This window comes from Alphaproteobacteria bacterium (genome assembly GCA_030739735.1).
Lineage (GTDB): Bacteria > Pseudomonadota > Alphaproteobacteria > UBA7887 > UBA7887 > UBA7887.
On sequence record JASLYQ010000009.1, the window covers coordinates 75877 to 99621 of the forward strand.

20 protein-coding genes are annotated in these 23745 nt (G+C 62.9%); 15 read left to right on the forward strand and 5 right to left on the reverse strand.

Annotated features, from left to right (window positions below; genetic code table 11):
- Window positions 1–42: 42 nt before the first annotated feature.
- From QF629_06425 to QF629_06450, 6 genes are read left to right on the forward strand one after another with little or no spacing between them, the layout of a single operon-like run.
- Complete coding sequence (locus QF629_06425; protein ID MDP6013165.1) at window positions 43–1743, forward strand: SpoIIE family protein phosphatase; 1701 nt, start codon at window positions 43–45, stop codon at window positions 1741–1743.
- A 56-nt stretch (window positions 1744–1799) separates the two neighbouring features.
- Window positions 1800–2132, forward strand: coding sequence for an STAS domain-containing protein (locus QF629_06430; GenBank protein ID MDP6013166.1), 333 nt, complete (start codon window positions 1800–1802; stop codon window positions 2130–2132).
- Window positions 2133–2142: 10 nt separating this feature from the next.
- A complete protein-coding gene (locus QF629_06435) occupies window positions 2143–2979 on the forward strand; it encodes an ABC transporter permease (protein MDP6013167.1) in 837 nt (278 codons plus the stop codon).
- A 20-nt stretch (window positions 2980–2999) separates the two neighbouring features.
- A complete protein-coding gene (locus QF629_06440) occupies window positions 3000–3782 on the forward strand; it encodes an ATP-binding cassette domain-containing protein (protein MDP6013168.1) in 783 nt (260 codons plus the stop codon).
- A gap of 18 nt (window positions 3783–3800) precedes the next feature.
- Window positions 3801–4802, forward strand: coding sequence for an MlaD family protein (locus QF629_06445; GenBank protein ID MDP6013169.1), 1002 nt, complete (start codon window positions 3801–3803; stop codon window positions 4800–4802).
- Window positions 4803–4849: 47 nt separating this feature from the next.
- Window positions 4850–5455 carry an ABC-type transport auxiliary lipoprotein family protein gene (locus QF629_06450; GenBank protein MDP6013170.1) on the forward strand — a complete coding sequence of 202 codons (606 nt, stop codon included), beginning with the start codon at window positions 4850–4852 and terminating at the stop codon, window positions 5453–5455.
- On the opposite strand, the gene QF629_06455 is transcribed toward QF629_06450, so the two are convergent.
- Entirely contained in the window at window positions 5452–6867 is a 1416-nt protein-coding gene (locus QF629_06455; GenBank protein MDP6013171.1) for an aminotransferase class V-fold PLP-dependent enzyme, read from the reverse strand. The genes QF629_06450 and QF629_06455 overlap by 4 nt on opposite strands.
- Here QF629_06455 and QF629_06460 point away from each other — a divergent pair.
- The 5 genes from QF629_06460 to QF629_06480 all read left to right on the forward strand — a co-directional run bounded on the left by QF629_06460 (window position 6866) and on the right by QF629_06480 (window position 13987).
- Window positions 6866–7600: a DNA-3-methyladenine glycosylase gene (locus QF629_06460; protein ID MDP6013172.1), complete on the forward strand. Its 735-nt coding sequence runs from the start codon at window positions 6866–6868 to the stop codon at window positions 7598–7600. The genes QF629_06455 and QF629_06460 overlap by 2 nt on opposite strands.
- Window positions 7601–7697: 97 nt before the next feature.
- Entirely contained in the window at window positions 7698–8849 is a 1152-nt protein-coding gene (locus tag QF629_06465) for an efflux RND transporter periplasmic adaptor subunit (GenBank protein ID MDP6013173.1), read from the forward strand.
- Window positions 8850–12086, forward strand: a complete 3237-nt coding sequence (locus tag QF629_06470; protein MDP6013174.1) for an efflux RND transporter permease subunit — start codon at window positions 8850–8852, stop codon at window positions 12084–12086.
- A 236-nt stretch (window positions 12087–12322) separates the two neighbouring features.
- A complete protein-coding gene (locus tag QF629_06475) occupies window positions 12323–13648 on the forward strand; it encodes an amidohydrolase family protein (GenBank protein ID MDP6013175.1) in 1326 nt (441 codons plus the stop codon).
- Window positions 13649–13720: 72 nt separating this feature from the next.
- Window positions 13721–13987 (forward strand): zinc ribbon domain-containing protein, encoded by a 267-nt coding sequence (locus QF629_06480; protein MDP6013176.1) that lies wholly within the window; start codon window positions 13721–13723, stop codon window positions 13985–13987.
- Window positions 13988–14111: 124 nt separating this feature from the next.
- Here QF629_06480 and QF629_06485 read toward each other — a convergent pair whose 3' ends face one another.
- Genes QF629_06485 through QF629_06500 form a run of 4 tightly spaced genes read right to left on the reverse strand, consistent with a single transcriptional unit; the run spans window position 14112 to window position 20845 of the window.
- Complete coding sequence (locus tag QF629_06485) at window positions 14112–16178, reverse strand: hypothetical protein (GenBank protein ID MDP6013177.1); 2067 nt, start codon at window positions 16176–16178, stop codon at window positions 14112–14114.
- Between the two features lie 5 nt (window positions 16179–16183).
- Window positions 16184–18949: a DUF4159 domain-containing protein gene (locus QF629_06490; GenBank protein MDP6013178.1), complete on the reverse strand. Its 2766-nt coding sequence runs from the start codon at window positions 18947–18949 to the stop codon at window positions 16184–16186.
- Window positions 18946–19827 (reverse strand): DUF58 domain-containing protein, encoded by an 882-nt coding sequence (locus QF629_06495; GenBank protein MDP6013179.1) that lies wholly within the window; start codon window positions 19825–19827, stop codon window positions 18946–18948. Before QF629_06495 ends, QF629_06490 begins: the two co-directional genes overlap by 4 nt.
- Before the next feature lie 7 nt (window positions 19828–19834).
- Window positions 19835–20845 (reverse strand): MoxR family ATPase, encoded by a 1011-nt coding sequence (locus QF629_06500; GenBank protein ID MDP6013180.1) that lies wholly within the window; start codon window positions 20843–20845, stop codon window positions 19835–19837.
- A gap of 37 nt (window positions 20846–20882) precedes the next feature.
- On the opposite strand from QF629_06500, the gene QF629_06505 reads away from it, so the two are divergent.
- Genes QF629_06505 through QF629_06520 form a run of 4 tightly spaced genes read left to right on the forward strand, consistent with a single transcriptional unit; the run spans window position 20883 to window position 23556 of the window.
- Entirely contained in the window at window positions 20883–21449 is a 567-nt protein-coding gene (locus tag QF629_06505) for a DUF1285 domain-containing protein (GenBank protein ID MDP6013181.1), read from the forward strand.
- Between the two features lie 2 nt (window positions 21450–21451).
- On the forward strand, window positions 21452–22057 hold the full coding sequence (locus tag QF629_06510) for a CoA pyrophosphatase (protein ID MDP6013182.1): 606 nt from the start codon (window positions 21452–21454) through the stop codon (window positions 22055–22057).
- The gene (locus tag QF629_06515) at window positions 22054–22329 is read left to right on the forward strand and encodes a DUF6111 family protein (protein MDP6013183.1); all 276 of its coding nucleotides are present in this window, start codon (window positions 22054–22056) and stop codon (window positions 22327–22329) included. Before QF629_06510 ends, QF629_06515 begins: the two co-directional genes overlap by 4 nt.
- 39 nt (window positions 22330–22368) lie before the next feature.
- A complete protein-coding gene (locus tag QF629_06520) occupies window positions 22369–23556 on the forward strand; it encodes a CCA tRNA nucleotidyltransferase (GenBank protein MDP6013184.1) in 1188 nt (395 codons plus the stop codon).
- Window positions 23557–23745 lie beyond the last annotated feature (189 nt).

Genomic DNA, 23745 nt, shown 5'->3' on the forward strand with positions numbered 1-23745 from the left:
TCATGCTCTCGTGACATCCTGCAGACCCGCTATGATGCCGCGATGGAGCAACAAGCACCGCAAAAGCCGGTGGTCGCCGATCACCAGGAATTTGACAATTACCTGGAACTTCTCGCCGTCGTCGGCCAGGATTTCGCCACCTCGCTCGATATCGACGAGACCGTCCAGCTCACCCTGTCGCGCATCGTCAACTACCTCGATGCCGAGGCAGCCTCGCTGTTCATGCTCGAAAACGACGACACCGAGATCGTTTGCCGCGTCAGTGTCGGCCCCTCCGATATCGTGGGCCTGCGCCTCAAATACGGTCAGGGTATCGTCGGTCAGTCGATCTCACAGCAGGCCACCCTGATGGTACGCGACGTCACTCGGGACGCCAATTTCCTGCGCTCCGTAGACGAAAAGACAGGCTTCACTACGCGCTCTATCCTATGTGCCCCCATGAGTCTCAATGACGTCCATATCGGCGCCATCGAGGTGATCAACAAACGTGTCGGCGAAGGGTTGTTCGCGGAGGGGGACCGCGATGCCCTGCGTGTGCTCGCGGCTTCGGCAGCGCTCGCTATCCACAACGCCACCCTGACCAAGACACTGATTACCCAGCAGCGCCTGCAGCGCGAGCTTGAGCTGGTAGCGGAGCTACAGCTCTCTCTGCTGCCGGACCGCCGAGAAACCGATTTTCCCGTACATGGCGTCAACGTACCTGCACGCACTGTCTCCGGTGATTTTTTTGATTTCTTTGCCTTGCCCGATGGGCGCATATGCTTCGATCTCGGCGACGTCGCCGGCAAAGGCATCCAGGCGGCCCTGCTGATGGCCAAGGCCTCAAGCCTGGTGCGCTGCCTCGGCAAGAGCGTGCACCACCCGGGCGATCTGCTGGGGCTCGTCAACCGCGAGATTTGCGAGACCGCGAGCCGGGGCATGTTTGTCACTCTCGTCGTGGGCATCTACGACCCAGCCGACGACAGCGTCATCCTGGCCAATGCCGGCCATGAGCCGGCGCTCCTCGTGGCAACGGATGGTAGCGTGCGCGACTTCGCAGCCATGGCACCGCCAGTGGGAGTGTCGGCCGACCTTCCCCTCGAGCAGCGCTTCCCCGAAATCACTTTCGCGCTCGACGGCGGCAGCCTATATCTCTTTACAGACGGCGTCACCGAGGGCTCGATCGACGGGGGTGCGCCGCTCGGGCCTGAGGGCGTGCGCGATCTGCTGCGCGAGCTTTCCGTGCTGCCTGCGGCCAATCGCGTGGACGAAATTGCCAAGCGCTTTACCCGCTCCGACAAGCCGCTGCACGATGACCTGACCATGCTGGTGGTACAGGCTGCAAAATCACAGGCGCCCTTGGTCAAACGGCGCCTGCGAGCCACGGCCGAGAGCCTCAAGGAGATCCGCGACGTGACGCGCGAGGTAAGCCAAGAAGCAGGCTGCGGCGAAGACTGCACCGAACAACTCGTGCTTGCCGTGAACGAGGCCTGCATGAATATCATTCAACACGCCTATGGAGAGGAAAGCGAGGGCGAGATGGTGCTCGATATCCGCCTGATCGACAACGCGCTAGAGGTGCGGCTGACGGATTTCGCCGAGCCGATGGATCTCGAGACCGTGAAGCCGCGCCCGCTGGAAGAGCTGCGCCCGGGGGGACTCGGCACGCGATTTATGAGCGAATGCATGGATGAGGTTCGCTTTGTGGTACCGCCGCCGGATGGCGCTGGCAATCAGCTGTGGATGCGCAAGCGTATTGCTTGATACTCGTCGCCGCTTTTCGGCTAGAATGGCTGCGGCAGGACCGGAAGGGATCGCCGATGAAACACGAGGTCGCAAAGGAGCACGGTTTAGCTGTCGTCGCGTTCAGCGGTGATATCGACTTCGGCTCGTCTCCAGAGGCTCGGCGCGTGCTACTCGACACGCTGGAGGACGAAGGCGGCCTGTTGGTGGACCTATCGGCCGTCACCTACATCGACAGCTCTGGCGTGGCCAGTCTGATCGAGGCGTTCCAGAGCGCTAAGGGTTCCAACTCCCGCTTCGCCCTGGTGGCAGTCAGCGATGCTGCCATGCGCGTCCTGCGCCTCGCTCACCTAGAACGGGTCTTCCCGATTTTCAAATCGGTGGCCGACGCCGTCGACAACGCTCGCTGATCGGACGGATATGGCGGAACAGACCGCGCCCGGCCATCCACGCAACCTGACAGAGGCCATCGGCCGCCAGGCCATCGCTGGGCTCGCCGCCCTCGCGCGCGGTATTGAGGGTGTTGGTACTGGCGTGGTGTTGCTGGTGCAAAGTATCGCCCTGTTGTTATTCGGCCGCCTGCGCCACCAGCCGGTGCGCCTGCCCTCGGTGATCGCGCAGATGATGGAGATTGGCATCCGCGCCGTGCCAATCGCTTCAGTGCTCGCCTTCATGATCGGCATCACGCTTGCGATGCAGGGCATCGACCTACTCAAGACCTTCGGCGCGGAGAGTCAGGTGGTGCTCGCCGCGGCCCTTTCGGTGACGCGCGAGTTTGCGCCATTAATCATGGGCGTGCTGGTCGCCGGCCGTTCCGGCTCGGCGCTGACAGCGCGCATCGGTACTATGGTCATTAGTCAGGAAATCGACGCCTTGCGCGTCATGGGCATAAGCCCGGTGCGCTATCTCGTCGTACCGGCCCTGCTGTCGATGCTGGTCATGCTACCACTGCTGACCTTCCTTGCCGATATCGTCGGCCTGCTCGGCGCCGCACTCTATACCAATCTTGAGCTCGGCATGTCGTTGCATGCCTTTGCCGACGCCACAGTTAAAGTGCTCACGGTCAACCATCTCATGCACGGCATCTCCAAGAGCGTCATCTTCGGCGGCATCATCGCTCTGGTTTCGGTGGTCAACGGTTTCGCAGTCTCGGGTGGCGCCGAGCAGGTTGGTCGTGCCACCACCAAAACCGTCGTACAATCCATCGCCGGCATCATCATCACCGATATGCTGGTCATCTTTATCCTAACCCGCTGATGACCGCGCCGGATATCGCCATGGCCGAAACGGCCGAGCCGGTGATTGAGGTAAGCTCCCTGGTCACGCACTATCCCGGCAACAAGGAGCCGATCCTCAAGGGCATCGACGTCACGGTTTTCGACCGTGAGATCGTCTGCATCATGGGTGGCAGCGGCTCGGGCAAGAGCACGCTCTTGCGACAGATCATAGCTCTTGACAAGCCGACCAGCGGCAGCATTCAGATCCTCGGTACCGACGTGAATCGCGCCGACCACAACGGGATGCATGCCATGCGCAAGCGCATCGGCGTCGCCTTCCAGGGAGGCGCCATGTTCAATTCTATGACTGTTGGCGAGAACCTCAAGCTGCCGCTGCGCGAGCATGCCAGCCTCGCCGAAGAGCAAATGAACATCATGGTGCGCATGAAACTCGGCTTCGTCAGCCTGCCGCCCGAAACCGCGAACCAGCTGCCGTCCGAGCTTTCCGGGGGTATGCTCAAGCGCGCAGCCATGGCGCGGGCCATCATGATGGATCCGACGCTGTTGTTCTGCGACGAACCTTCGGCTGGCCTCGACCCAGCCGTGTCGGCCTCGCTCGACGATCTCATTCTGCGCTTGCGCGATGCCATGGCCATGACCATCGTAGTAGTCACCCACGAGCGCGCCAGCGCCTTCAAGATCTCCGATCGCATCATTGTACTCGACAGGGGGGAGATCCTCATGGCCGGCTCGCTCGAAGAGCTACGTGAGCACGGCTCCAAGCGGGTGCAGGATCTGCTCGACGGCGTGCCCGAAGAAGCCGAAGTCGCGGGCTGGCTGTAGGACCATTGGGGGAGCAGAATGGGGGCGAATAGGGTCGGTTACTTTGTCGTGGGGCTGTTCGTCGTGATCTTGCTGGCTGGTCTGATCGGCCTGCTTACCGTGCTCGCCGGCCGCGGTGAGCACGCGGAGTCATATGAAACCGTCTATGCCAATGTCAGTGGCCTCAAGTTCGGCACACCAGTGTTCTTTGAAGGCTTCCAGGCTGGACAAATCGAGCATATCGCGCCGATCACTGTCGGGGACCACACCGAGTTTCGCGTCGCGTTAAGCGTCCGCGCCGATCTTTCCATCCCCGATGACAGCGAGGTTCTGATCGTCCAGCCCAATCTGCTCTCGGGCCGGGCGCTGTCGATCAGGGCCGGACGCTCCACGACACTGATCCGGCCGGGCGGACACATCCGCGGTGGTACCACCAGCGGCCTCGCAGCGCTGCCGGGCCTGGTCTCCAGCGGCCAGGACGTGATCGAGAATGCTCGCGCCTTGATGGTCGAGGCCACCGCCACCATGGCCGCCATCAAACGCTGGGTGGCCGAGGACATGGTGCGCATTACCGCCAGCTATGAATCCCTGCCGCTGGTGTTGCAGGCCGAGGCGCAGGCACTGTCGGCAGAAGCCCACGGCATGGCGCTCGCGGCTAATGCGGTCATTGAGCGCACCAACCTTTTTCTCAACGACGAAAACGCCCGCTCCGTCACACGTTCGCTCACCAACGTCGAGACCCTGACCGAGGACCTTGCCAAGACCAGCGCCGATTTGCGTATCCTTGGCAACGACACCCGTGTGGTAGTTGAGCAAATCCACGCCCTGATATCTGACAACAAGACTGACCTTGAAGGCTCCATCGTCGATATGCGCTATACGGTAGAGACAATTGCTGAACGTATCGATGCAGTAACATACAATCTGGAAGGTACGAGTCGGAATATGTATGAGTTCAGCCGCCAAATCCGGATCAACCCGGGCCTGTTGCTAGGTGCTAGCGCCGCCGAAGAGGCCTTGGAAGCCGGCGCTGAGCAGTGAGAGAGGAAAGAGAAATACCGCGGGGATTGCGAACTCTGGCATCGTTAGTGGCAGTGCTAGCACTTATGGTCGCAGCCTGCAGCGCGCCGCCAGTGCCGCGCGACCAGTTCTATCGCCTTAGCGGCGGCAGCCCGACACAGCGCTTCGCGACGCCACCGATCGAGGGCTCACTGGCGGTCAATCGCCTACGAGCCGACGGCCTAGTCAGTCAACGGCCGATCCTCTTCTCCACCCTAGAACACCCGAACCGGCTCGAGCAGCACAATTATCACTATTGGATCGAGATCCCGCCGGTGATGTTGCGCGATTCCCTGGTGGTCTATCTGGAGCAGGCCAACATAGCGCCGTCTATCGCGCTCGGCGATGCACGCCACCGCGCCGGCTGCGAGCTGTCGGCGAACTTGCGCCGCATGGAGCACGTGGTATCCGGCGGCCAGCCCTCAACCGCGGTGATCGAGGTCCAGTTCCAATTAGAACGGGTCAATGATGCGGCCATCCTGCTCAACCGTACCTATCGTGCGGAGCAGGTTGCGCTGGCGCTCACCGTCGATTCCACCGCCGCCGCATTCGATCAGGCGCTGGCAGCTCTCTTCGTCCGCCTCATCAGCGACCTCGCCGCCGCCACGCCGACCTGCCCCGCCCCGGTATCCTAAAGCGCTGCTGCCTGTTCTTGTAGCTGCTGCCACAAGGCGTCGACGTGCCGCGCCTCGGTGTTGGTCTGGCCGATCGAGACGCGGATGGTATAGCGCCCGCCAAGCCGCGTGTGGGTGAGGTACGCCTTGCCGGTATCGTTGACGCGCTCCATCAGCGTCGCATTGAGCCGGTCGAGCTCGTCTTCGTCGTCGCACCAAGGCGGATGCCAACGCAAGCAGAGCAGCGCCAGAGAGCGTGGCGCCAACAGCTCGAAATCGGCCGCAGCATCAATGCAGGCCGCCAGGTTTTCGGCCAGCGCGATGTGGTCAGCGATACGCGCCTTCAGTCCCTCGACGCCATAGCTGCGGATGACGAACCAGAGCTTGAGAGCGCGAAAGCGGCGTCCGAGTTGGATACCCCAGTCACGATAGTTGTGCACCGCCACGTCCTCGCGGGTCTTAAGATACTCCGGCTGGATGGCAAACGCGCCAAGCAGGGCAGCAGTGTCGCGCACGAAATAGACGGAGCAGTCGAAATTGGTGAACAGCCATTTGTGCGGGTTGAAGACGAAGCTGTCGACGCTCTCGATACCGGTGAGCATCGCGCGGTGCTCGGGCAGAATCAGGGCGCTGCCAGCCCAGGCCGCGTCCACATGCAGCCAGATCCCATGGCGAGTGCAAAGCGTACCGATCGAGCCCAAGGGGTCGATAGCGCCCGAGCCCGTGCTACCGAGCGCCGCCACCACCGCAACCGGCTGCCGGCCGGCAGCGATATCGGCCGCGATCGCCTCTCCCAGGGCATCGGCGCGCATGGCAAAGGCGTCGTCGACGGCAACTTTGCGCAGGTTGGCGCGCGCCATGCCGGCAATCTTCACCGCCTTCTCAACAGACGAATGCGCCTCGCTCGAACAATAGACGCAAAACGCCCCCTCATCCGCCACGCCGCCGTCGTTGCCGCGCGCGGCGGTGATGCGCTCGCGCGCGGTGACCAAAGCGCACAAAGTTGCGGTCGAAGCCGTGTCCTGGATGACGCCAGAGAAATTTCCCGGCAGCCCGATCATCTCGCGGATCCATTCCATCACGCGTTGCTCGAGTTCAGTCGCGGCGGGTGAAGTCTGCCAGCTCATGCACTGAGCCCCGAGCGTCGCGGTCAGCATTTCCGCCAGTACCGATGGCGGCGAGGAATTGGCGGGGAAATAGGCGAAGAACGACGGATGCTGCCAATGGGTCATGCCGGGCACGATCAGCGTCTGGAAGTCGGCGAAGATGCTGGTTATCGGCTCGCCCTGCTCGGGCGGCGCGGCGGGCAAGCGTGCCAATATATCGCCGGGCACGAGACGCGGGCACACCACCTGCGCCTCAACGCCGGCCATGTAGTCAGCCATCCAGTCAACCATGTCATGGGCGGCAGCGCGGAACTCTTCGGGGGTCATGAGCTTCTCCTTGATCAGCGGCCCGACCATAGCACCCGCTTTCGGACTCGACAGCGCTGCCGGAATAGGCGATCCCAGTTCCATGTCGTCGAAACACCTGCCCGAAGCGGACGTCGCGCCAGCCCCCTATTGGGTTGAAGCCCGCGATGCCCTGTCTGCCTGCGATCCAGTCATGTCGCGACTGATCGCGGCGGCTGGGGACGGGGCATTGCTGCCCAGGCGCGATGCCTTTTTCTCGTTGGCGCGATCAATCGTCGGCCAGCAAGTTTCTGTCGCCTCGGCCGAAGCGGTCTGGCAACGCCTCATGACCAAACTCGGCGCCGCCAGGCCCGAGTTGGTCGTCGCGTACCGTATCGACGACCTGCGCGCCTGCGGCCTGTCGCGCCAGAAGAGCAGCTACCTGATCAGCCTAGCTGAACACTTTCTCGACGGATCGCTGGAAGTCGCGGCCTGGCCGGAGCTCGCTGACGAGACCGTCATCGCACGCCTGGTGCAAGTCAAGGGCATCGGCCGCTGGACAGCTGAGATGTTTCTCATCTTCCACCTGCTGCGCCCCGATGTGCTGCCGGTTGCCGATATCGGTGTGCAACGGGCTTTCAGCAACCACTATACTGACGGCGAGCGGCCCGACGCGGAACGCATGTATAGCCTCGCGGAGCCTTGGCGGCCCTGGCGCTCCGTGGCTGTCTGGTATCTCTGGCGCAGTCTCGACGTGGTGCCCGTGGATTATTGAATCGATCCCCGGACTTGTAATCGAACAAGCGTTTGATATTTTCCGCGACAACTGCCAAAGCCATTATCGACGGCAAACCAAACGCAAGATCACACATATGCGGTTCTGGATCGGCAATCGCGCGCATGGTGCGCTCGTGTCAGCAATTATCCTGACGGTGGCCACTACGGCAACGGCGCAAAACACTGCGCCTGTGGGCGTGGATACGGTGCTAGCAGAACCTTTATCGCAAACCGTGCCGGTGGCCGGGCGCTTCGTCGCCAGGCAGGCCGGCGCCGTGGCCGCACGCACCGAAGGCGCCATCACCGAGATGACGGTGCAAATCGGTGACCACGTCACTGCCGGTGACGTGCTCGCGGTGTTCGACGTCGACCGCCTGAGCTGGCGGCGCGACCTGGCCCGGGCCACAGCACGCGAGATGGAAGGACGCTTGGCGGCCGCCAATTCCGAGCTCTCAAAGAAGAAGGCGGAGTTGACGCGCCTTGAAGGCATACGCAGCTCCGCTGCCTTCAACCAGGCACGCTACGACAACGCGATACAGGACGTGGCCATCGCCGAAGGCACGGTCGCCGCAGCCGCGGCGGTTCTGGCGCGCGAACGTGCCGCCCTCAAACTAGCCGAGGACGACCTGCGCCACGGCAGGCTCAAAGCACCGTACAACGGTGTGGTCAGCCGGCGCCATACCGAGGCCGGCGCCTATGTCCGCGTCGGCGATCCGGTGGTCTCGCTGGTCAATCAGGATGATCTCGAGATCGAGGCCGACGTACCCTACAACCGCATCCCCGGCCTGGCGCCCGACACCATGGTCAGCGTCAACCTCGCTGATGGCAGTGAGCATCAGGCCATCGTGCGGGCCCTTGGCGCCGAGGAAAACCCGTTAACACGAACGCGGCTGGTGCGCTTCACACCCGTCCCCAACGGAGGCGAGATTGCCAACGCAGTCGGGGAATCGCTCGCGGTCTGGCTACCGCTCGGCGCGCCCCGCCAAGTGGTCAGCGTGCACAAGGACGCGGTTCTCAAGCGCCAGGGTTTGTCACTAGTCTATGTTGTGACGGTCGAGAACATTGCCCAGATTCGGCCCGTCGAGCTTGGCGAAGCCGTCGGCCCGCGCTTCGTGGTGCTGGATGGCCTGGCCCCGGGCGAGCAGGTCGTGGTGCGCGGCAACGAGCGTTTGCGCCCGGGCCAAGAAGTCATGATCTTGCCGCCGGAAGAGCCGGAAACGGCGGCCGAGGCCGGCGGAGACAGCTAGATGAACCTGATTGACGGCGCCATCAAGCGACCGACCGCAGTGATCGCCGCGGTAATGATGGTACTGATCTTCGGCTTCCTCGCCCTGCAGCGCATCCCCATCCAGCTCGCGCCCGATGTCTCCAAGCCGCTGATCAGCGTCACCACCATCTGGCCGGGCGGCTCGCCTTTCGAGATAGAGCGCGAGATCCTGAACCGCCAGGAAGAAAAGCTAAAGGGCATCGAAGGCTTGGTGCAGATGGAGGGGGCGGCTCAGAACGGGCGCGCTGAGGTCAAGCTCGAGTTCGACATCGACACCAATATGGACCGGACGCTACTGCTGGTCGCCAATCGTCTCGACCAGGTTGAGTTCTATCCGGACGAGTCTCTGCGTCCGACCATCTCGACATCCGGCCTATCTGACAATCCCATCGCCTGGTTCATCCTGACGCGCTCAGAGGGCAATGAGCGTGCGGTCCATTCCTATGGCGATTTCGTCGAGGACGTGATCCAGGAGCGCCTGGAACGCGTACCAGGCGTCTCGCGCACCAATATCTATGGCGGCAGCCAGCGCGAGATGCGCGTGACCATCGATCCCGCCGCCATGGCCCGCTTCCGCCTGACGGTACCGCGCGTGGTGCAGGCGCTGCGCGCCGCAAATGCCTCCGTCTCGGCCGGTGAGGTGGACGAGGGCAAGCGCCGCTATACCGTGCGCACCGAGGGCGAGTTCGAGACCATCGCCCAGGTCGAGCAGGTGGTGCTGACCAGCGATTCCGACGAAGCCACCGGACGCATAGGCCGGGTCACGGTCGGCGACATCGCGGACATCGCTTACGCCTACAAGGAACCCAGGGCAACCATCCGCTTCCTCGGCGAGGCCTCGCTCGCCATCAACGCCATTCGCGAGACCGGCGCCAACGTTATCGAGACAATGGACGGCATCAAGGCCGCGATCGAAGAGCTCAACGAGCGCACCCTGCCCGAAGCCGGGCTGGTCATCCGCCACGTCTACGACGAGACCATTTACATCAAGTCCTCGATCTCGCTGGTCCGTCAGAACATCTGGGTTGGCGGCACGCTAGCCGCGATCATCCTGATGATCTTCCTGCGCTCGCTAAGGGCGACGCTGATCGTCTCGCTCGCCATCCCAATCTCGGTCGTCGCCGCCTTCGTCGCCATGGCGGTGCTGGGGCGTTCGATCAACGTAATCTCGCTCGCCGGCATCGCCTTCGCCGTCGGCATGGTGGTCGATGCCGCGATCGTGGTGTTGGAGAATATCTACCGCTACCGCGAACGCGGCCTGCCAGCGGCCGAGGCCGCCTATAAAGGCGCCACCCAAGTCTGGAGCGCGGTCATGGTTTCCGCGCTCACTACGGTGTTGGTGTTCGTGCCAATCCTTATCATGGAGCTTGAGGCTGGCCAGCTCTTCCGCGACATCGCGGTCGCCATCTCGGTTGCCGTGCTGGCCTCGCTTGCCGTCTCAGTAACGATGATCCCAGCGCTGTCAAAATCTCTGCTCAAGCGCAGCAACATCACGGAATCGCGCCTGCGGCTGCCGCTCGTCGATCTTCTGGCCCGCGCCTTTGCGAGCATACTCATGGGCTACGTGCGCAGCATCACGCTCAGCCGCTTCATGTCGCTAATGGTGGCAGGGGGCATCGTCGCTGGCACGGGCTTCGCCAGCTATCACTTCCTGCCAAAGCTGGAATATTTGCCGGAAGGCAATCGCAACCTGATCTTCGGCATCATGCTGCCGCCACCAGGCTATAATCTCGACACCATGACCGAGATCGCGCTCAGGGTGGAAGATCGCGTCCGTCACCTTTGGGGCAGCGTGACCGGGCCAGCACCTGAAGCAGATGGCCCGCCGAAGATCCGCAACTACTTCTTCGTCGCCCTACCCAGCCGCGCTTTCTTCGGCGCCGGCACTTATCCTGAGACGGCAAATCGGGTGGCCGAATTGATCCCGGTACTGTCGCGATCGTTGTTCGGCGAGCCCGGTACCTTCGGCTTCTTCAACCAGCCAAGCCTGTTCAGTCGCGACATCGGTGGCGGCCGTGCCATCAAGCTCGATATCTCCGGCGCCAACCTTGAGGAAGTGGTGATCACGGCACAGAGCGCCGCCGGTCTGGTTGGCACCGCCTTTCCGCGCAGCGAAGGCCACCAGATGCGCCCACTGCCGGGCCTGGAGCTCGGCTCGCCCGAGGTGCGCGTGGTGCCCGATCGCGTGCGGCTTGCCGACAACGGCGTTTCCGCGCTCGAACTGGCGCTCAGCATCGATGCCTTTAACGACGGCCTGCGCGTGGCCGAAATCACGGTTGAAGGCCAGCGCATCGACCTCACCCTGCGCGGGCCGGAAGACCAGATTGACCGCACCCAGAGTATCGAGCACTTGCCCGTCGTCACCCAAAGCGGCCGCATCCTGCCGGTCAGCATGCTGGCAAACGTGGACGTTACCGCCGGCCCCACCGAGATCCGACACTTGGAGCGCGAACGCACCATCACTCTGGTGATCAGCCCGCGCGCCGATATCCCCCTCGAGGCGGCGATCGAGACCGTGCAAACCCAGATCATCGACAAGCTCACCGAGCAGGGCCTGCCGCCTGGCGTACGCTTACGCATGTCGGGTTCTGCAGCACAGCTGGACCTCACCTTCGAGGCCATGATGACCAACCTGCTCGTGGCCGTAGTCATCGTCTATCTGCTAATGGCAGTGCTGTTCGAGAGCTTTATCTACCCCTTCGTCATTCTGCTCTCGGTGCCACCCGCCACCGCCGGCGGCGTGCTTGGCCTGTTCCTACTCAACCAATACATGGACATGGCCGCTTCCGGAGGCTTCCAGGCTCTCGACATGTTGACTATGCTTGGCTTCATCATCCTTGTCGGAATCGTCGTCAACAATGCGATTCTGCTCGTCGATCAGACGCTGCACCACATGCGCGACGAGGGCATGGCCACGCGTGACGCCATACTGGAGGCCACGCGCAACCGCATGCGACCGATCTTCATGTCCACCCTGACCAGTGTGTTTGGCATGATGCCGCTGGTAATATTCCCCGGTGCCGGCTCCGAGCTCTATCGCGGTCTTGGCTCAGTGGTTGTTGGCGGGCTGTCGTTGTCGGCCATCCTGACCCTACTGATCGTGCCGCCTCTGCTGGCAGTCTTCCTGCCCAGACAGGCCGCGCGCAAGGCGGAAGTGGAGCCCACGGCGCCGGCCGCCTCGCCCCCGCCTTCATCAATCCCGCAAGCCGCCGAATAGCCCTCACGACACCTTCCATCTACACGTAGCCATCATGGCATCACGGCCGGCCAACGCCGGCCGCACTTACGCTTTCTGCTACCATTTTGGTTTTTTAAGGAGGATACTGATTGGGGATTGGGTGATGCAGCGTATGATTTTGATCGCTCAGAATGGGGAGTCGGCGACTCATCTGCGCATCTGACACAGCATCCACCGATGGCCCGTAACAGCTTAAACTAAGGGGAGGAAACGCGATGGAATTTGATGTCCTTAGAAATTTTAAGGGACTTGGTGTCGAGGACGGGGTAAATATGGCTGACCCCTACCAACTAGGTACCGCCTTCTTCCGGTCGGGCCAGGATGGTGGCAAGGTTCAGCACCATATGGAAAAGATCGCGGCCAAGTCCGAGCTGCCGCGACGTGAGTTCTTCAAGTCGGCACTCGGCTTTACTGGCGCCATGCTTGCGGTCAATGCTGCCACCGGAATGCGATTCTTTGACGTTTCCGAAGCAGAGGCCCAAGAAGTCGCGGCCCTTGAGGAAGTCCAGGGATCCATTCGCGGCAAGACCGGGTATGTCATCGACATGCACACCCACGTCTGTACCCGCCCCGAAGGGTATGTACTGGGCGAGAACACGACCCAAAAGGGTATGTGGTTTGTCGACCTTCTCGACGGTCTGGGCAAAGCCTTCGGGATGGAGAACGGCGTCCACGACATGAACATCGAGAACTACGGTAAGATGCTGCTCGATGGCAGCGAGACCGATATCGGCGTGTTCAATCCGTTCGGCTTCGCCGAGGACTACGGCGGACGTGACATGGTGCCGATGGACTACCAAAAGCAGGTCAAGGAGGCCAACCCGACAAACACAATAATGCTGGCCGGTGGCCTGACCCCGAACCAGGGTGTGACCGAGACGCTCGAGCGGCTCGAGAAGTACGTTAAGGAAGATGGCGCTTCTGGCCTCAAGCTCTACACCTTTGATTCGACGCCGAATTCGGGCTGGTGGTTCGATGACGAAGAGCGTGCATACCCGATTTGGGAGAAGTGTCTCGAGCTCGGCATCAAGAACATCGGCTGCCACAAGGGCATCCCGTTCGGCCAGTTCATGGCCCGCTACGCCCATGTCGAGGACTTCGACAAGGCATGCGACGACTTCCTGGGCCTTAACTTTATCGCCTTCCACTCGGCTTGGCCGTATCACGGCGAGCTAGGGGCGTTGAAGGGCTTCAAGCCGCAACGTAACAATCTCTTCTGCGAGATCGGCTCGACCTTCGCCGCCACCGTCACCGGCCGTCCGGTGGAGTGCGCCCACGTGCTCGGCTCCCTGGTCCGCGACCTTGGCGCCGGCTCAGTGATGTGGGGCACAGACTCGCTGCTTTGGGGCAACCCGCAGTGGCAGATCGATGCGTTCCGCCGCTTCCGCATTCCGGATGAGCTGATCGACGGTCACGGCTATCCGCAACTCACCGATGAGGTGAAGGCACAGATCCTCGGCAAGAATGCCGCGGCCCTTTGGGAGCTGGAGACAGCGAAGAACGAATACGGACGCGAAGTACCGTTCGTACACTTCGGCTAATCGTCAATCTTACACGGAGGATGGCCAGGGCTACCTGGCCATCCTTTTTTTGAGCCCGAAGAGGGATCCGCCATGCCGACGTATGAGTATCGCTGCGAGCCTTGCCTAAAGATCTACCAAGTGAATCACAGCATGTCTGAAACGCCGAAAATTCTGTGTCCCGAATGCGACCGCGCAACCGAACGTCTTATTTCAGCCCCCAATCTCAGCCTTGGCGGTCATACCAGCCCGACTGCAGCCAGATACGCCAAGATGACCATGTCGGAAGAGATTGCCCGCGAGAAGGAACTGCAAAAGACTTACGAGACAATCTGGCTACCGGAAGAGGTTAAGCGCTGATCTTAAAGCATCCAGGAAAAGGGGGAAGAGCCATGGTGTTTGGTCGCAGATCCCTGATCGGCAGCACGACGGCTGTGCGTCCCGTTCCGCAAGAGCATCGAAATCCACCGGATGATCTTTTCGACTAACGCCCTTCTGTTCGCCAGGCAACGAGCAGACCGCCAAGGGTGAGCGCTAGCAGCAGCCAGGCCGGCAAAAGCGGGTGCTGATCGAGGCCGGTGACCAGGTAGCGGCGGCGCTCGACCAGGCCGAGCCAGCCGCGGCCGGCCGCGGTGCGTCCGGCGCGCACTTTGCGCAGGGTCGGCACGCCACCTTCCGCCAGCCACACTAGGCCGCCGCCCGTAGCCTCGGTAAGCGGGCCGAGAACCGCCTCCGTAGCGCGCACGTCTTCCATCTCGCGTCTATCGGCACTGCCGAGCACGGCGATCGCAGCATGGTCGTCGTGGGTAAAGCGCCAGAGGCCCGGTGGCGCCCCAGCGATGCGCACCGTGGCCGTACCGTCACCGCGCTCTTCCAGCGCCAGCATGCTGCGCGCACCATCGGGAGCGATCACGGACAAGGCCCCTTCTACGGGTGTCAAGCTGCGACGAGTAACAAAGATCTGCCCATCAAGCGCCTCGGCCACCAGGTTCTCTTCCTCGAGGTCCGGCTCCTTCATCAGCCAATGAACCAAGCGCCGTAGCATATCTGATTGCGGCCCCCCGCCTTCGAAGCCCTTGGCCCAGAGCCAGGATTGGTCGGAAAGCAGCTGGGCCACTCGGCCCTCGCCGACGCGCTCGAGCACCAGCAGGGGCATCTCGCTATGCCCCTGCATAAGCGGAATGCCGCCGCGCAGATCGGCGCCTATGTGACGGAACCAACGGCCCCATTGCGGCGTCATGTCGCTTTGCGAACCATTTCCCAACAAAACATTTGTTACGGGATGACGATAGCCGAAATCTGTCAGCCGCGGTAGGAACGGTTGGGAGTGGACCTGCCCGTTGGGTCGCGCCGGCAGCACCGTCCCAAGGGGTGTCGAGGCAAGGCTGAGCGGAGAAGCGAAGGCAGGACCAGCCGCATCGAACACGGCGCCGCCGCCAAGAACATAATCTACGACGTTTTCAAGATAGAGCATGGGCAGAATGCCGCGCCGGTGATAGCTGTCAAAAATCACCAAGTCGAACTTACCGAGATCGGCGGCGAAGAGCTCATCTGCCGGGAACGGGATCAACGAAAGTTCGCGCACGGGCGTCAAGTCCGAGGTGTTGGGCGGGCGTAGAATAGTGAGATGTACGAGATCGACCGAAGGGTCGGCTTTTAGCAGGTTGCGCCAGCTGCGCAGGCCGGCATTCGGCTCACCCGAGACCAGCATGACGCGCAGGCGGTCGCGCACGCCATTGATCACAGCCACCACATGGTTGTTGAGCACCGTCAACTCGTCGTCACTTGCGGCCACGGCCAACTCCACTACCGTGGTGCCGGCGTGGTCGATGGGCACCGTCACGGCCGACGCCTCGTCGACCCTCAGCGCCATATGGCGCTCCAGCCCGCCATCCACCGAGACCAGCAGCGTCACCGGCTCGCCGACAACCGCATCATCTACCACACGCACGATCAGGGTCACTTCATCGCCAACGATGCCATACCCCGGAGCCTGCTCCAGGGCCAGACGGCGATCGCGCTCATCCGGCTCGCCGGTGAGCAGCACATGCAGCGGCCCGAGCGATAACGCCCCATCGCCAACGGGTGCATCATGTACTTGGCCGTCGGTCAGCAGCAGGGTACCGGCCAGACGCTCGGGCGGAACGTCGGCAAGCAGACGCGCCGCAGCATCAAATAGGCGCGTGCCCTCGGCGCCACTACTTTGCGGCAGCACCGCGATCCGGGTCTCGAGATCTGGCAGATTGCCGAGCGCCGCGACCAACGCGGCCTCAGCCCCATCCGTCTGGGCACGCCGCTCGCTGATATTCTGGCTCTCGGAGCGGTCGACGATCAGTGCGAAAACGTCGGGCAGCGGCCGGCGCTGCTCGCGGCTGATAGAGGGACCAAGCAGGCTGAGTAGCAAAACCGCCGCCACCAACGTCCGCCAACCGGAGCCGCGCATCTTGTTCTTTGCCGAAAGCACGAGCAGCGCAAGCGTCGGCAACGCTAGCACAGCTAACAGCCAGAAGGGCAGAAACGGCGAGAAGACAATGGCCATCGCGCTGTCCACCGACGCTACTCCGTGACCTCTGGCGCCGGCCGCCCGAGTCGCCGTAGAATCGCCGGTATATGCACTTGATCCGCCTTATAGTTGCCCGACAAGGCATACATGGCGAGGTTCACGCCGAAGCGTAAGGCCAGCTCGCGTTGGCGCTGGCCGCCTGGCACGAGTTGGTAGAGAGGATAACCGTCTTCGTCGAGAGCCCAGGCGCCGGCATAGTCATTGCCGCCTATGATGATAGACGAAACACCGTCGTTGACGTCGCCCTCGTAGCGCTCGACCCAAAGCTCGCCGCTACGCCATCGGCCAGGAAATTCGTCGAGCAGATAGAACGAGCGCCGCAGCACATGGTCCACAGGTACCAGGCTCAGGGGCGGCACGTTGAGATCGCTCAGGATCGTCGCTAACTTGCTCTGCTGGCCGCCGATACGCCGCCCCAACACGTCGATAGGGGACTGGTCCCGAGTATCGAAGAGGATCATGCCACCGGCCCGCAGATAGGCGTCAATATTGGCTAGAGCATCGTCGGAGAGCGACACCTGATTGTCCGTTACCGGCCAATAGATGAGGGGATAGAAAGCGAGTTCGTCACGGCCAGGATTGATACCGAAGGGCCGGCCGGCCTTCACCGCGGTGCGGGTACGTAGAATCATCGTCAGCCCGCTCAGCCCTTGGCGGCTGATCGTATCGACCTCCTCGTCGCCGGTCACCACATAGGCGAAGTGCATTTTCTCAGCGAGTTCGACAATGCGCGCATCATCGAGCGTCGTCTCCTGTGCCAGAGAGCCCGGTGGCAAAAACGCAAACACGGCAAGCGCCAGCAATGACGAAGCCGCGCCAACCCGTGACAGGCTCAGCAAGGCTCCACGCAGCCCCAGTGCGATGGCCAGGTCGATCATGGCCAGGATATAGGCCACGAGCAGAAGCCAGGGCGCCAGATCAACCTCGCGCCGGGCTTCCAGATCGAGCACCGGTGGCATGCCGGCAATCGACTCGATGGGTTGCAAGGCCAGGGTCGCGGGCGCCAGATTGAGAGCGCGACGGCGCGGCCCATCACCATATTCGCCGGGTGGATGCTCGGGCCCAACCTCGGTCGTGGCAAAGTCGGCGCCTGCGATGGCCGTCGCTTCCACGCTCGGCGCCCCCAGCCTGCCGAAGCCATCGAGGCTCGAAAGGGGCGTCAGATAGGCAGCCAGGCTACCGTCGTCAACACCACTCGCAAGAGCCACGATCCGTTGCAGCATGTCGACGAAGAGTCCCGACAGCGCCAGCGAGGACCAGTCCGCGTTGGCGGTGGTATGAAACAGTACGAGCCAGCCATTCCCGCGCCGCTCTGCGGTCACCAGCGGCGTGCCGTCAGCGAGCCGAGCCCAGGTCTTCTCGACCAGGTCCATGCCAGGCTCGGCCAGCACTTGGCGCTCGACGTACACATCGTCGGGAACGGTAAGCCCGACGAAAGGTGAGGCCTCAGGGAAGGCGTCGAGCGGCATCGGCTGTTCCCAGGTCAGTGTGCCGCCAAGTGCGCGACCACCGCCTAGGCGAAGCGCCACCGGCATTAGATCATCACTGCCCTCAGAGAGATGCGGCCCGGCGAAACGCACCAGTACACCCCCGGCGTCGAGCCAGCCCTCGATACGCGTCTGATCCTGACCGACCAAGCGCGCGACATCTGCGAGCACGAGAACGGAGAGTCCGCTATCCAACAGTTCGGGTATAGACCCGAGCCGCACCTCGCTAAAGGGCCGCAAGGCGCGATCCAGATAGTACAGCTCCGAGAGCAGGGGCTGATTGCGCTCGCTACCGCCGCCCGACACTAGCCCGACGGGACGGCGGCGCCAGCGCTCATCGAGCAGGATCACGGCGCCAGCACTCCTCTCGCCGTCAATATCGAGGCGTGCGATCTCGTTGCGCACCGCCGTCGGCACTTCCAAAATTGCCTCGACGGCGGTAGCCTCAGCATCGAAGATCAGCCGCTGGCGCGCCAAGATACGGCCATCGGAGGCCAGCGCTCGCACCTCGACGGCCTCGTCCGCGCCCGCGGCCACGCGTCTCGCCCGCAGGCTCAAGATCTCGCGGTCGTCGCGCGGTGGCAACAGCACCTTAGCGCGCGCGACCTGCGCCGCAACATACACCGTCAGAGGACCTATATCACGGAGCGCGGACACGAATTTCCCGTCCTCTGCCATGTGGCCGGATGCTAGCCCGTCGCTGAGCCAGGCGACCTGCATGGTTTCGCCTACATCTTCAGCCGCTTCGGCCACGGCCCACCTTGCACTGCCGCGGTCGACCGGCCAAGGCTTCGGCACCAAAGCCAGAACGCGCTCCAGGGCATCCGCCGCAGTGATGAGACCGCTCGTGGGGTTTGCTGTGCCAGGGGCGGTCGTTGCGATCATGACCGCCCGCTCTTGGCGTTCAGCCTTGGCCAGCAAGGCCTCCGCACGTGCCAAGCGCGTCTGCCAGGTTGGTGCTGCGGCCCAGCCGTCATCTACAACCAGCAGCAGGGGGCCGTCGCTTTCGGCCTCGTGCGAGGCATCGAGCAGGGGGCCGGCACAGGCAATAATGACAAGGGCGGCAAGCAACAGGCGCAGCAGCAAGAGCCAAAGCGGTGTGCAGCTCGGCGTCTCCTCGGTCTCGCGCAACCCAAGCAACAGACGTACGGCTGGAAAGGCCAGCTGCCGCGGCGCCGGCGGATTGACGCGTAGCAGCCACCAGATTACCGGCAGCGCAGCCAGAGTTGCCAACAACCAGGGGGTCGCGAAACTGAGCGCGGCCAAGCTCATCGGCGCCGGCTAACTTCGTCCGAAAGGCCTAGATAAAGCGCCAGTAATGCGGTTTCCGGCGTATGGTCGGTACGATGACCGAGAAAACGCCAACCGACCTGACGGCAAATTGTTGCCAACGCGTTGCGCTGCGCCGCAAGGCGCGCGTGATAGGCGGGGCGGATCGCCTCGACACGCCTGATCAGGGGATTGCCCTCACCTTCCAGGCCCTGAAAGCGGACACGGCCCGCATAAGGCAGGCTTTCCTCGGCTGGATCCAGCACCTGCACCAAGCTGCCCTCGGCACCATCGCCGGCGAGCCCACGCACGACCTGCTCGATAGCTTCGGGCGGATCGAGAAAATCCCCGATAAGCACAATCTGGGCGTGGCGCGGCAGGGCTTCGCGGGAGAGAATACCATCGGCGTCACTGGTGTTGCGCGCGATGGCCTCGCCGAGACGTGCCAGGGCTACACTGCCCCGCAACGGCCGCCGGCCGCCCTCACCGAGCAGAGCTACCTGCTCGCCGCCCCGCAACAACAGGTCCGCAAGACCCAGTAAAATGACATTGGCACGGTGCCGCTTAGTGGTCGACAGGCCCTGCGAGGCGAAATTCATCGACGGCGAAGCGTCGCACCAAAGCCAGACAGTGGCCGAGGCTTCCCATTCCTGCTCCCGCACATAAAGGCGATCGGACTTAGCCGAGCGCCGCCAATCAATCATCGCGGCCGGATCACCCGTCTCGTACCGCCGAAATTGCCAGAACGTTTCGCCCGGCCCCGAGCGACGGCGGCCGTGAACCCCTTGCTGGACGGTCGCTGCGACGCGACGCGCCTCGACTAGCAAAGGCGGCAGGCCAGCTGCCGCGCGCTCCGCCTCCCGCCTGGCTTCGAGGCTCATCGCCGCCTTAACCGAGCGGCTCGCACATGCGCTTGATCACCTGCTCGATGGTGATGCCATCGGCGCGCGCGGCAAAGCTCACCGCCATGCGGTGGCGTAAGACCGGTGCCGCCAGCGCTAGTACATCGTCGATCGACGGCGTCAGCCTGCCGTCGATGATGGCACGGGCCCGGCTTGCCAGCATCAGCGCCTGACTCGCACGCGGTCCGGGGCCCCAGGACACGGACTCGCGCACTGTCTCGATGCTCGTGTCCTCCGGCCGACCCGAGCGCACCAAGGTGAGGATCGCCTCCACCACCTTCTCTCCGACAGGTACGCGACGCACCAGACGCTGCGCCGCCATCAGCTCGTCGGCATCCATTACCGCCTTGGCCTTGCTAGTTTCAGACCCGGTGGTCGCCAGCACCATCACTCGCTCCGCATCCAGGTCAGGATAGCCGACATCGATCTGCATCATGAAGCGGTCGAGCTGGGCTTCGGGCAGCGGATAGGTGCCCTCTTGCTCGAGTGGGTTCTGGGTGGCGATAACATGGAATGGCTCGGGGAGGGTGTGGCGCTGACCGGCGACCGAGACCTCGTGCTCCTGCATGGCCTGTAGCAGCGCCGATTGGGTGCGTGGGCTGGCACGGTTGATCTCGTCCGCCATCAGCAGCTGACAGAACACTGGGCCCTTGATGAAGCGGAAGGCGCGTTTGCCGGCCTCGCTCTCCTCGAGCACCTCAGAGCCCACGATATCCGCCGGCATCAGATCGGGGGTGAACTGAACTCGCTTTTCGGCCAAGCCGAGCACGGTACCGAGAATCTCGGTCAGGCGCGTCTTCGCGAGTCCGGGCACGCCGACGAGCAGCGCGTGGCCGCCCGATAGGATCGTGATCAGGACCTCATCAATGACGCGCTCCTGGCCGAAAATAAACTCGCCCACGTGATCGTGAACGTCGCCCATACGTTTGCCAAGGGCGTCGATTCGGTCGACGGCATCGCCGGTGTCAGTAGTATCGATGGCTGCAGAATCGGACATCCTGTTAGCGACCCGTGCTTTGGGTTAACGTATCTGGATGGAAGGAAAGCCAACCAGTGAGAGGTCGGAACTGTCCGGGCTCGATGCCTTGCCAGCGAGCGTGGACTTGGATCCGGTGCTCTGCGGCGACATCGATATCCGCATAGGCCGCGACGGGACGTGGTTTTATCACGGCTCGCCGATCGGCCGCAAACCGCTGGTCCGCCTGTTTGCGTCGGTGCTACGGCGCGAAGCGGACGGCGAGTATTGGATGGTGACCCCGGTCGAGCGAGCGCGCATCCGCGTGGATGACGCGCCTTTCGTGGCCGTAGCCATGACGGTGCTGGGTAACGGCCGCGATCAGTGTCTCCAATTCCATACCAATGTCGATGCTACGGTGGTGGCCGGGCTCCCGCATCCCCTGCGGGTCACCATAGATGCCGAAAGCGGCGAGCCCTCGCCCTATGTCATGATCGACGCTGTGCGTGGCCTCGAGGCGCTGGTGGCGCGCGCGGTGTTCTACGACCTCGTGGAACTGGCGGAAGAGGACACCATGGGCGCCCTCGGGGTGTGGAGCGCCGGCACGTTCTTTATGCTGGGGTCCGCGGTTGAGGAGAATATCTGAGCATGCGGGCGCAAATTACCGAGCGCATGGCAGCGCACGAGGCAGCTGGCGTCATCGATGCCTCGTCGTCGGCAGAGCCGGCGCTGAATGGCACTGTGGCCGTGGCGGCGGCCGTGCTGATGCCTTTGATCGACCGAGCGAACGGCATGACCGTGTTACTCACGCGCCGCAGCGACCATCTCAACGATCACGCCGGGCAGGTTAGCTTCCCAGGAGGGCGTACGGAACCGCACGACCGCGACGCGATAGAGACGGCATTGCGCGAAACGCAGGAGGAGATCGGCCTGCCGCGCCATCGCATCGAGATCGCGGGCACGCTGGATACCTGCATCACCGGCACTGGCTTTTCCATAGTGCCCGTAGTCGGATTCGTCGCACCGCCACTCGATATCGAGCGCGACCTAGTGCTCGACAGCTTCGAGGTGGCGGAAGCCTTCGAAGTGCCGCTCGACCATATGCTTGACCCGGCAAACCGCAAGCGGCGCCGGGCCATCGCCAAAGGCCGCCGCCGCGAGTTCTACGTCGTCAACTACCACCAACACACTATCTGGGGCGCCACCGCTCGCATGCTGGTGAATCTCCACGAGGTGCTGCAGGAGGGGCCTTGAGCAATATCCTGGTCAAGTTACTGCCGCTGCTGCTGCCGATCGCGGCCTATCTCGTCTGGTGGTGGCTAAGCCGCGGCAAGGCCTTAGCGATGGGTCAGCCGCCGCCTGAACTGGCCAAGGGCCCCTGGGCCTATCTGATCGCCGCCGGACTGATCTTGGTGCTGGCCGGCCTGATCTATACGGGTATGACCCAGGGAGAGAAGCCCGGTGGAATCTATGTGCCACCCGCCTTCGAGAACGGGCGGATCGTTCCTGGTCATATTGACCGTTAGCGGATGAAGCCGAGCACGCGAATCGCACCGCGACCGTGGATGGCGGCGCCCGAGACAACAGCGGTACTGGCGGCGCTTGGTGCGCGCGGTGAGACGGTGCGCTTCGTTGGTGGCTGCGTGCGCGACACGTTGCTCGACCGCGCCATCACAGATATCGATATCGCCACGCCGGACCGACCGGAGACGGTAATGGCGCTGGCAGCAACCGCCGAGCTGCGGGTGCTGCCCACGGGACTCGACCACGGCACCGTCACCGTGGTCTCGCAAGGTCGCGTCTTTGAGGTGACTACGCTGCGCCGCGATGTTGAAACCTTCGGCCGCCATGCCCGCGTCACATTCACAGATGACTGGGCGGCGGACGCGGCACGGCGCGATTTTACATTCAACGCCATGTTCCTGGATGCCGACGGCACGCTTTACGACGCCCACAGCGGCGCCGAGGACCTAGCGGCCGGCCGGGTGCGCTTCGTCGGTGAGGCCGTACGCCGCATCAAAGAGGACGTGCTGCGCCTACTGCGCTTTTTTCGCTTCCTCGCCTGGTACGGCAAAGGCGAGGCGGACGCCGAAGCACTCGACGCCTGCGCTACCGCTGCCGGCAGTCTGGAAACCCTGTCCGGTGAGCGCGTGCAGACAGAATTACTGAAGCTGCTCGCAGCTGATGATCCCTTACCCACGCTCACATTGATGGCCGACCGCGGGATATTCCGGTATTTGCTGCCCCATACGCGCAAGGATTGGCCCAGGCGGCTCGCCGCCTTGATCGCGATCGAACGGACGCACGGCAGTAATCCCGTGCGACGCCTGGCAGCATTGGTCGCGAGTAAGCCCGAGGCGCTGGCCGAACGCCTGCGCCTGTCCCGCACCGATGCCGATCATCTCTGTGAGTTGATCACGGCCGATACGCGACCACACGCCGGCATGGAAGCCGTCGCGGTTCGCCGCATGCTCTACCGTCTCGGCAAGCGGCGCTTCAGGGAACTCGCCTTGCTTGGCGCAGCAGATGCCGGGGGCGAAGCACCATTCTCTGCCATGCTCTCACAGGCGGAAAGCTGGGACCTTCCTAGTCTTCCGATCAGCGGCCGAGATGCCCTGGCGCTCGGCGTCCAGCCAGGTCCTGATGTCGGGGCCTTCTTGCGCACCGTCGAGACCTGGTGGATAGAGGGCGACTTCACTGCTGGCCGCGAGGCGGCGTTGGCGAAGCTTAAGTCCCTCGTCGGCGGAGATTGAAATAAAATTCTGAATGGCAATTCATCCATAAATACTCGGCAAAACTTTTCCATATTCCCGTGCGGATGACACGCTGGCACGCATATGCATTCAAGACGAAACGTGCTCACTGTGAGGTGGTCCCAGAAAATCGGACAGGTTGCTAAGGTGTATTCCGCCGGATAACGGAGGAATACGAGATGACAAAAC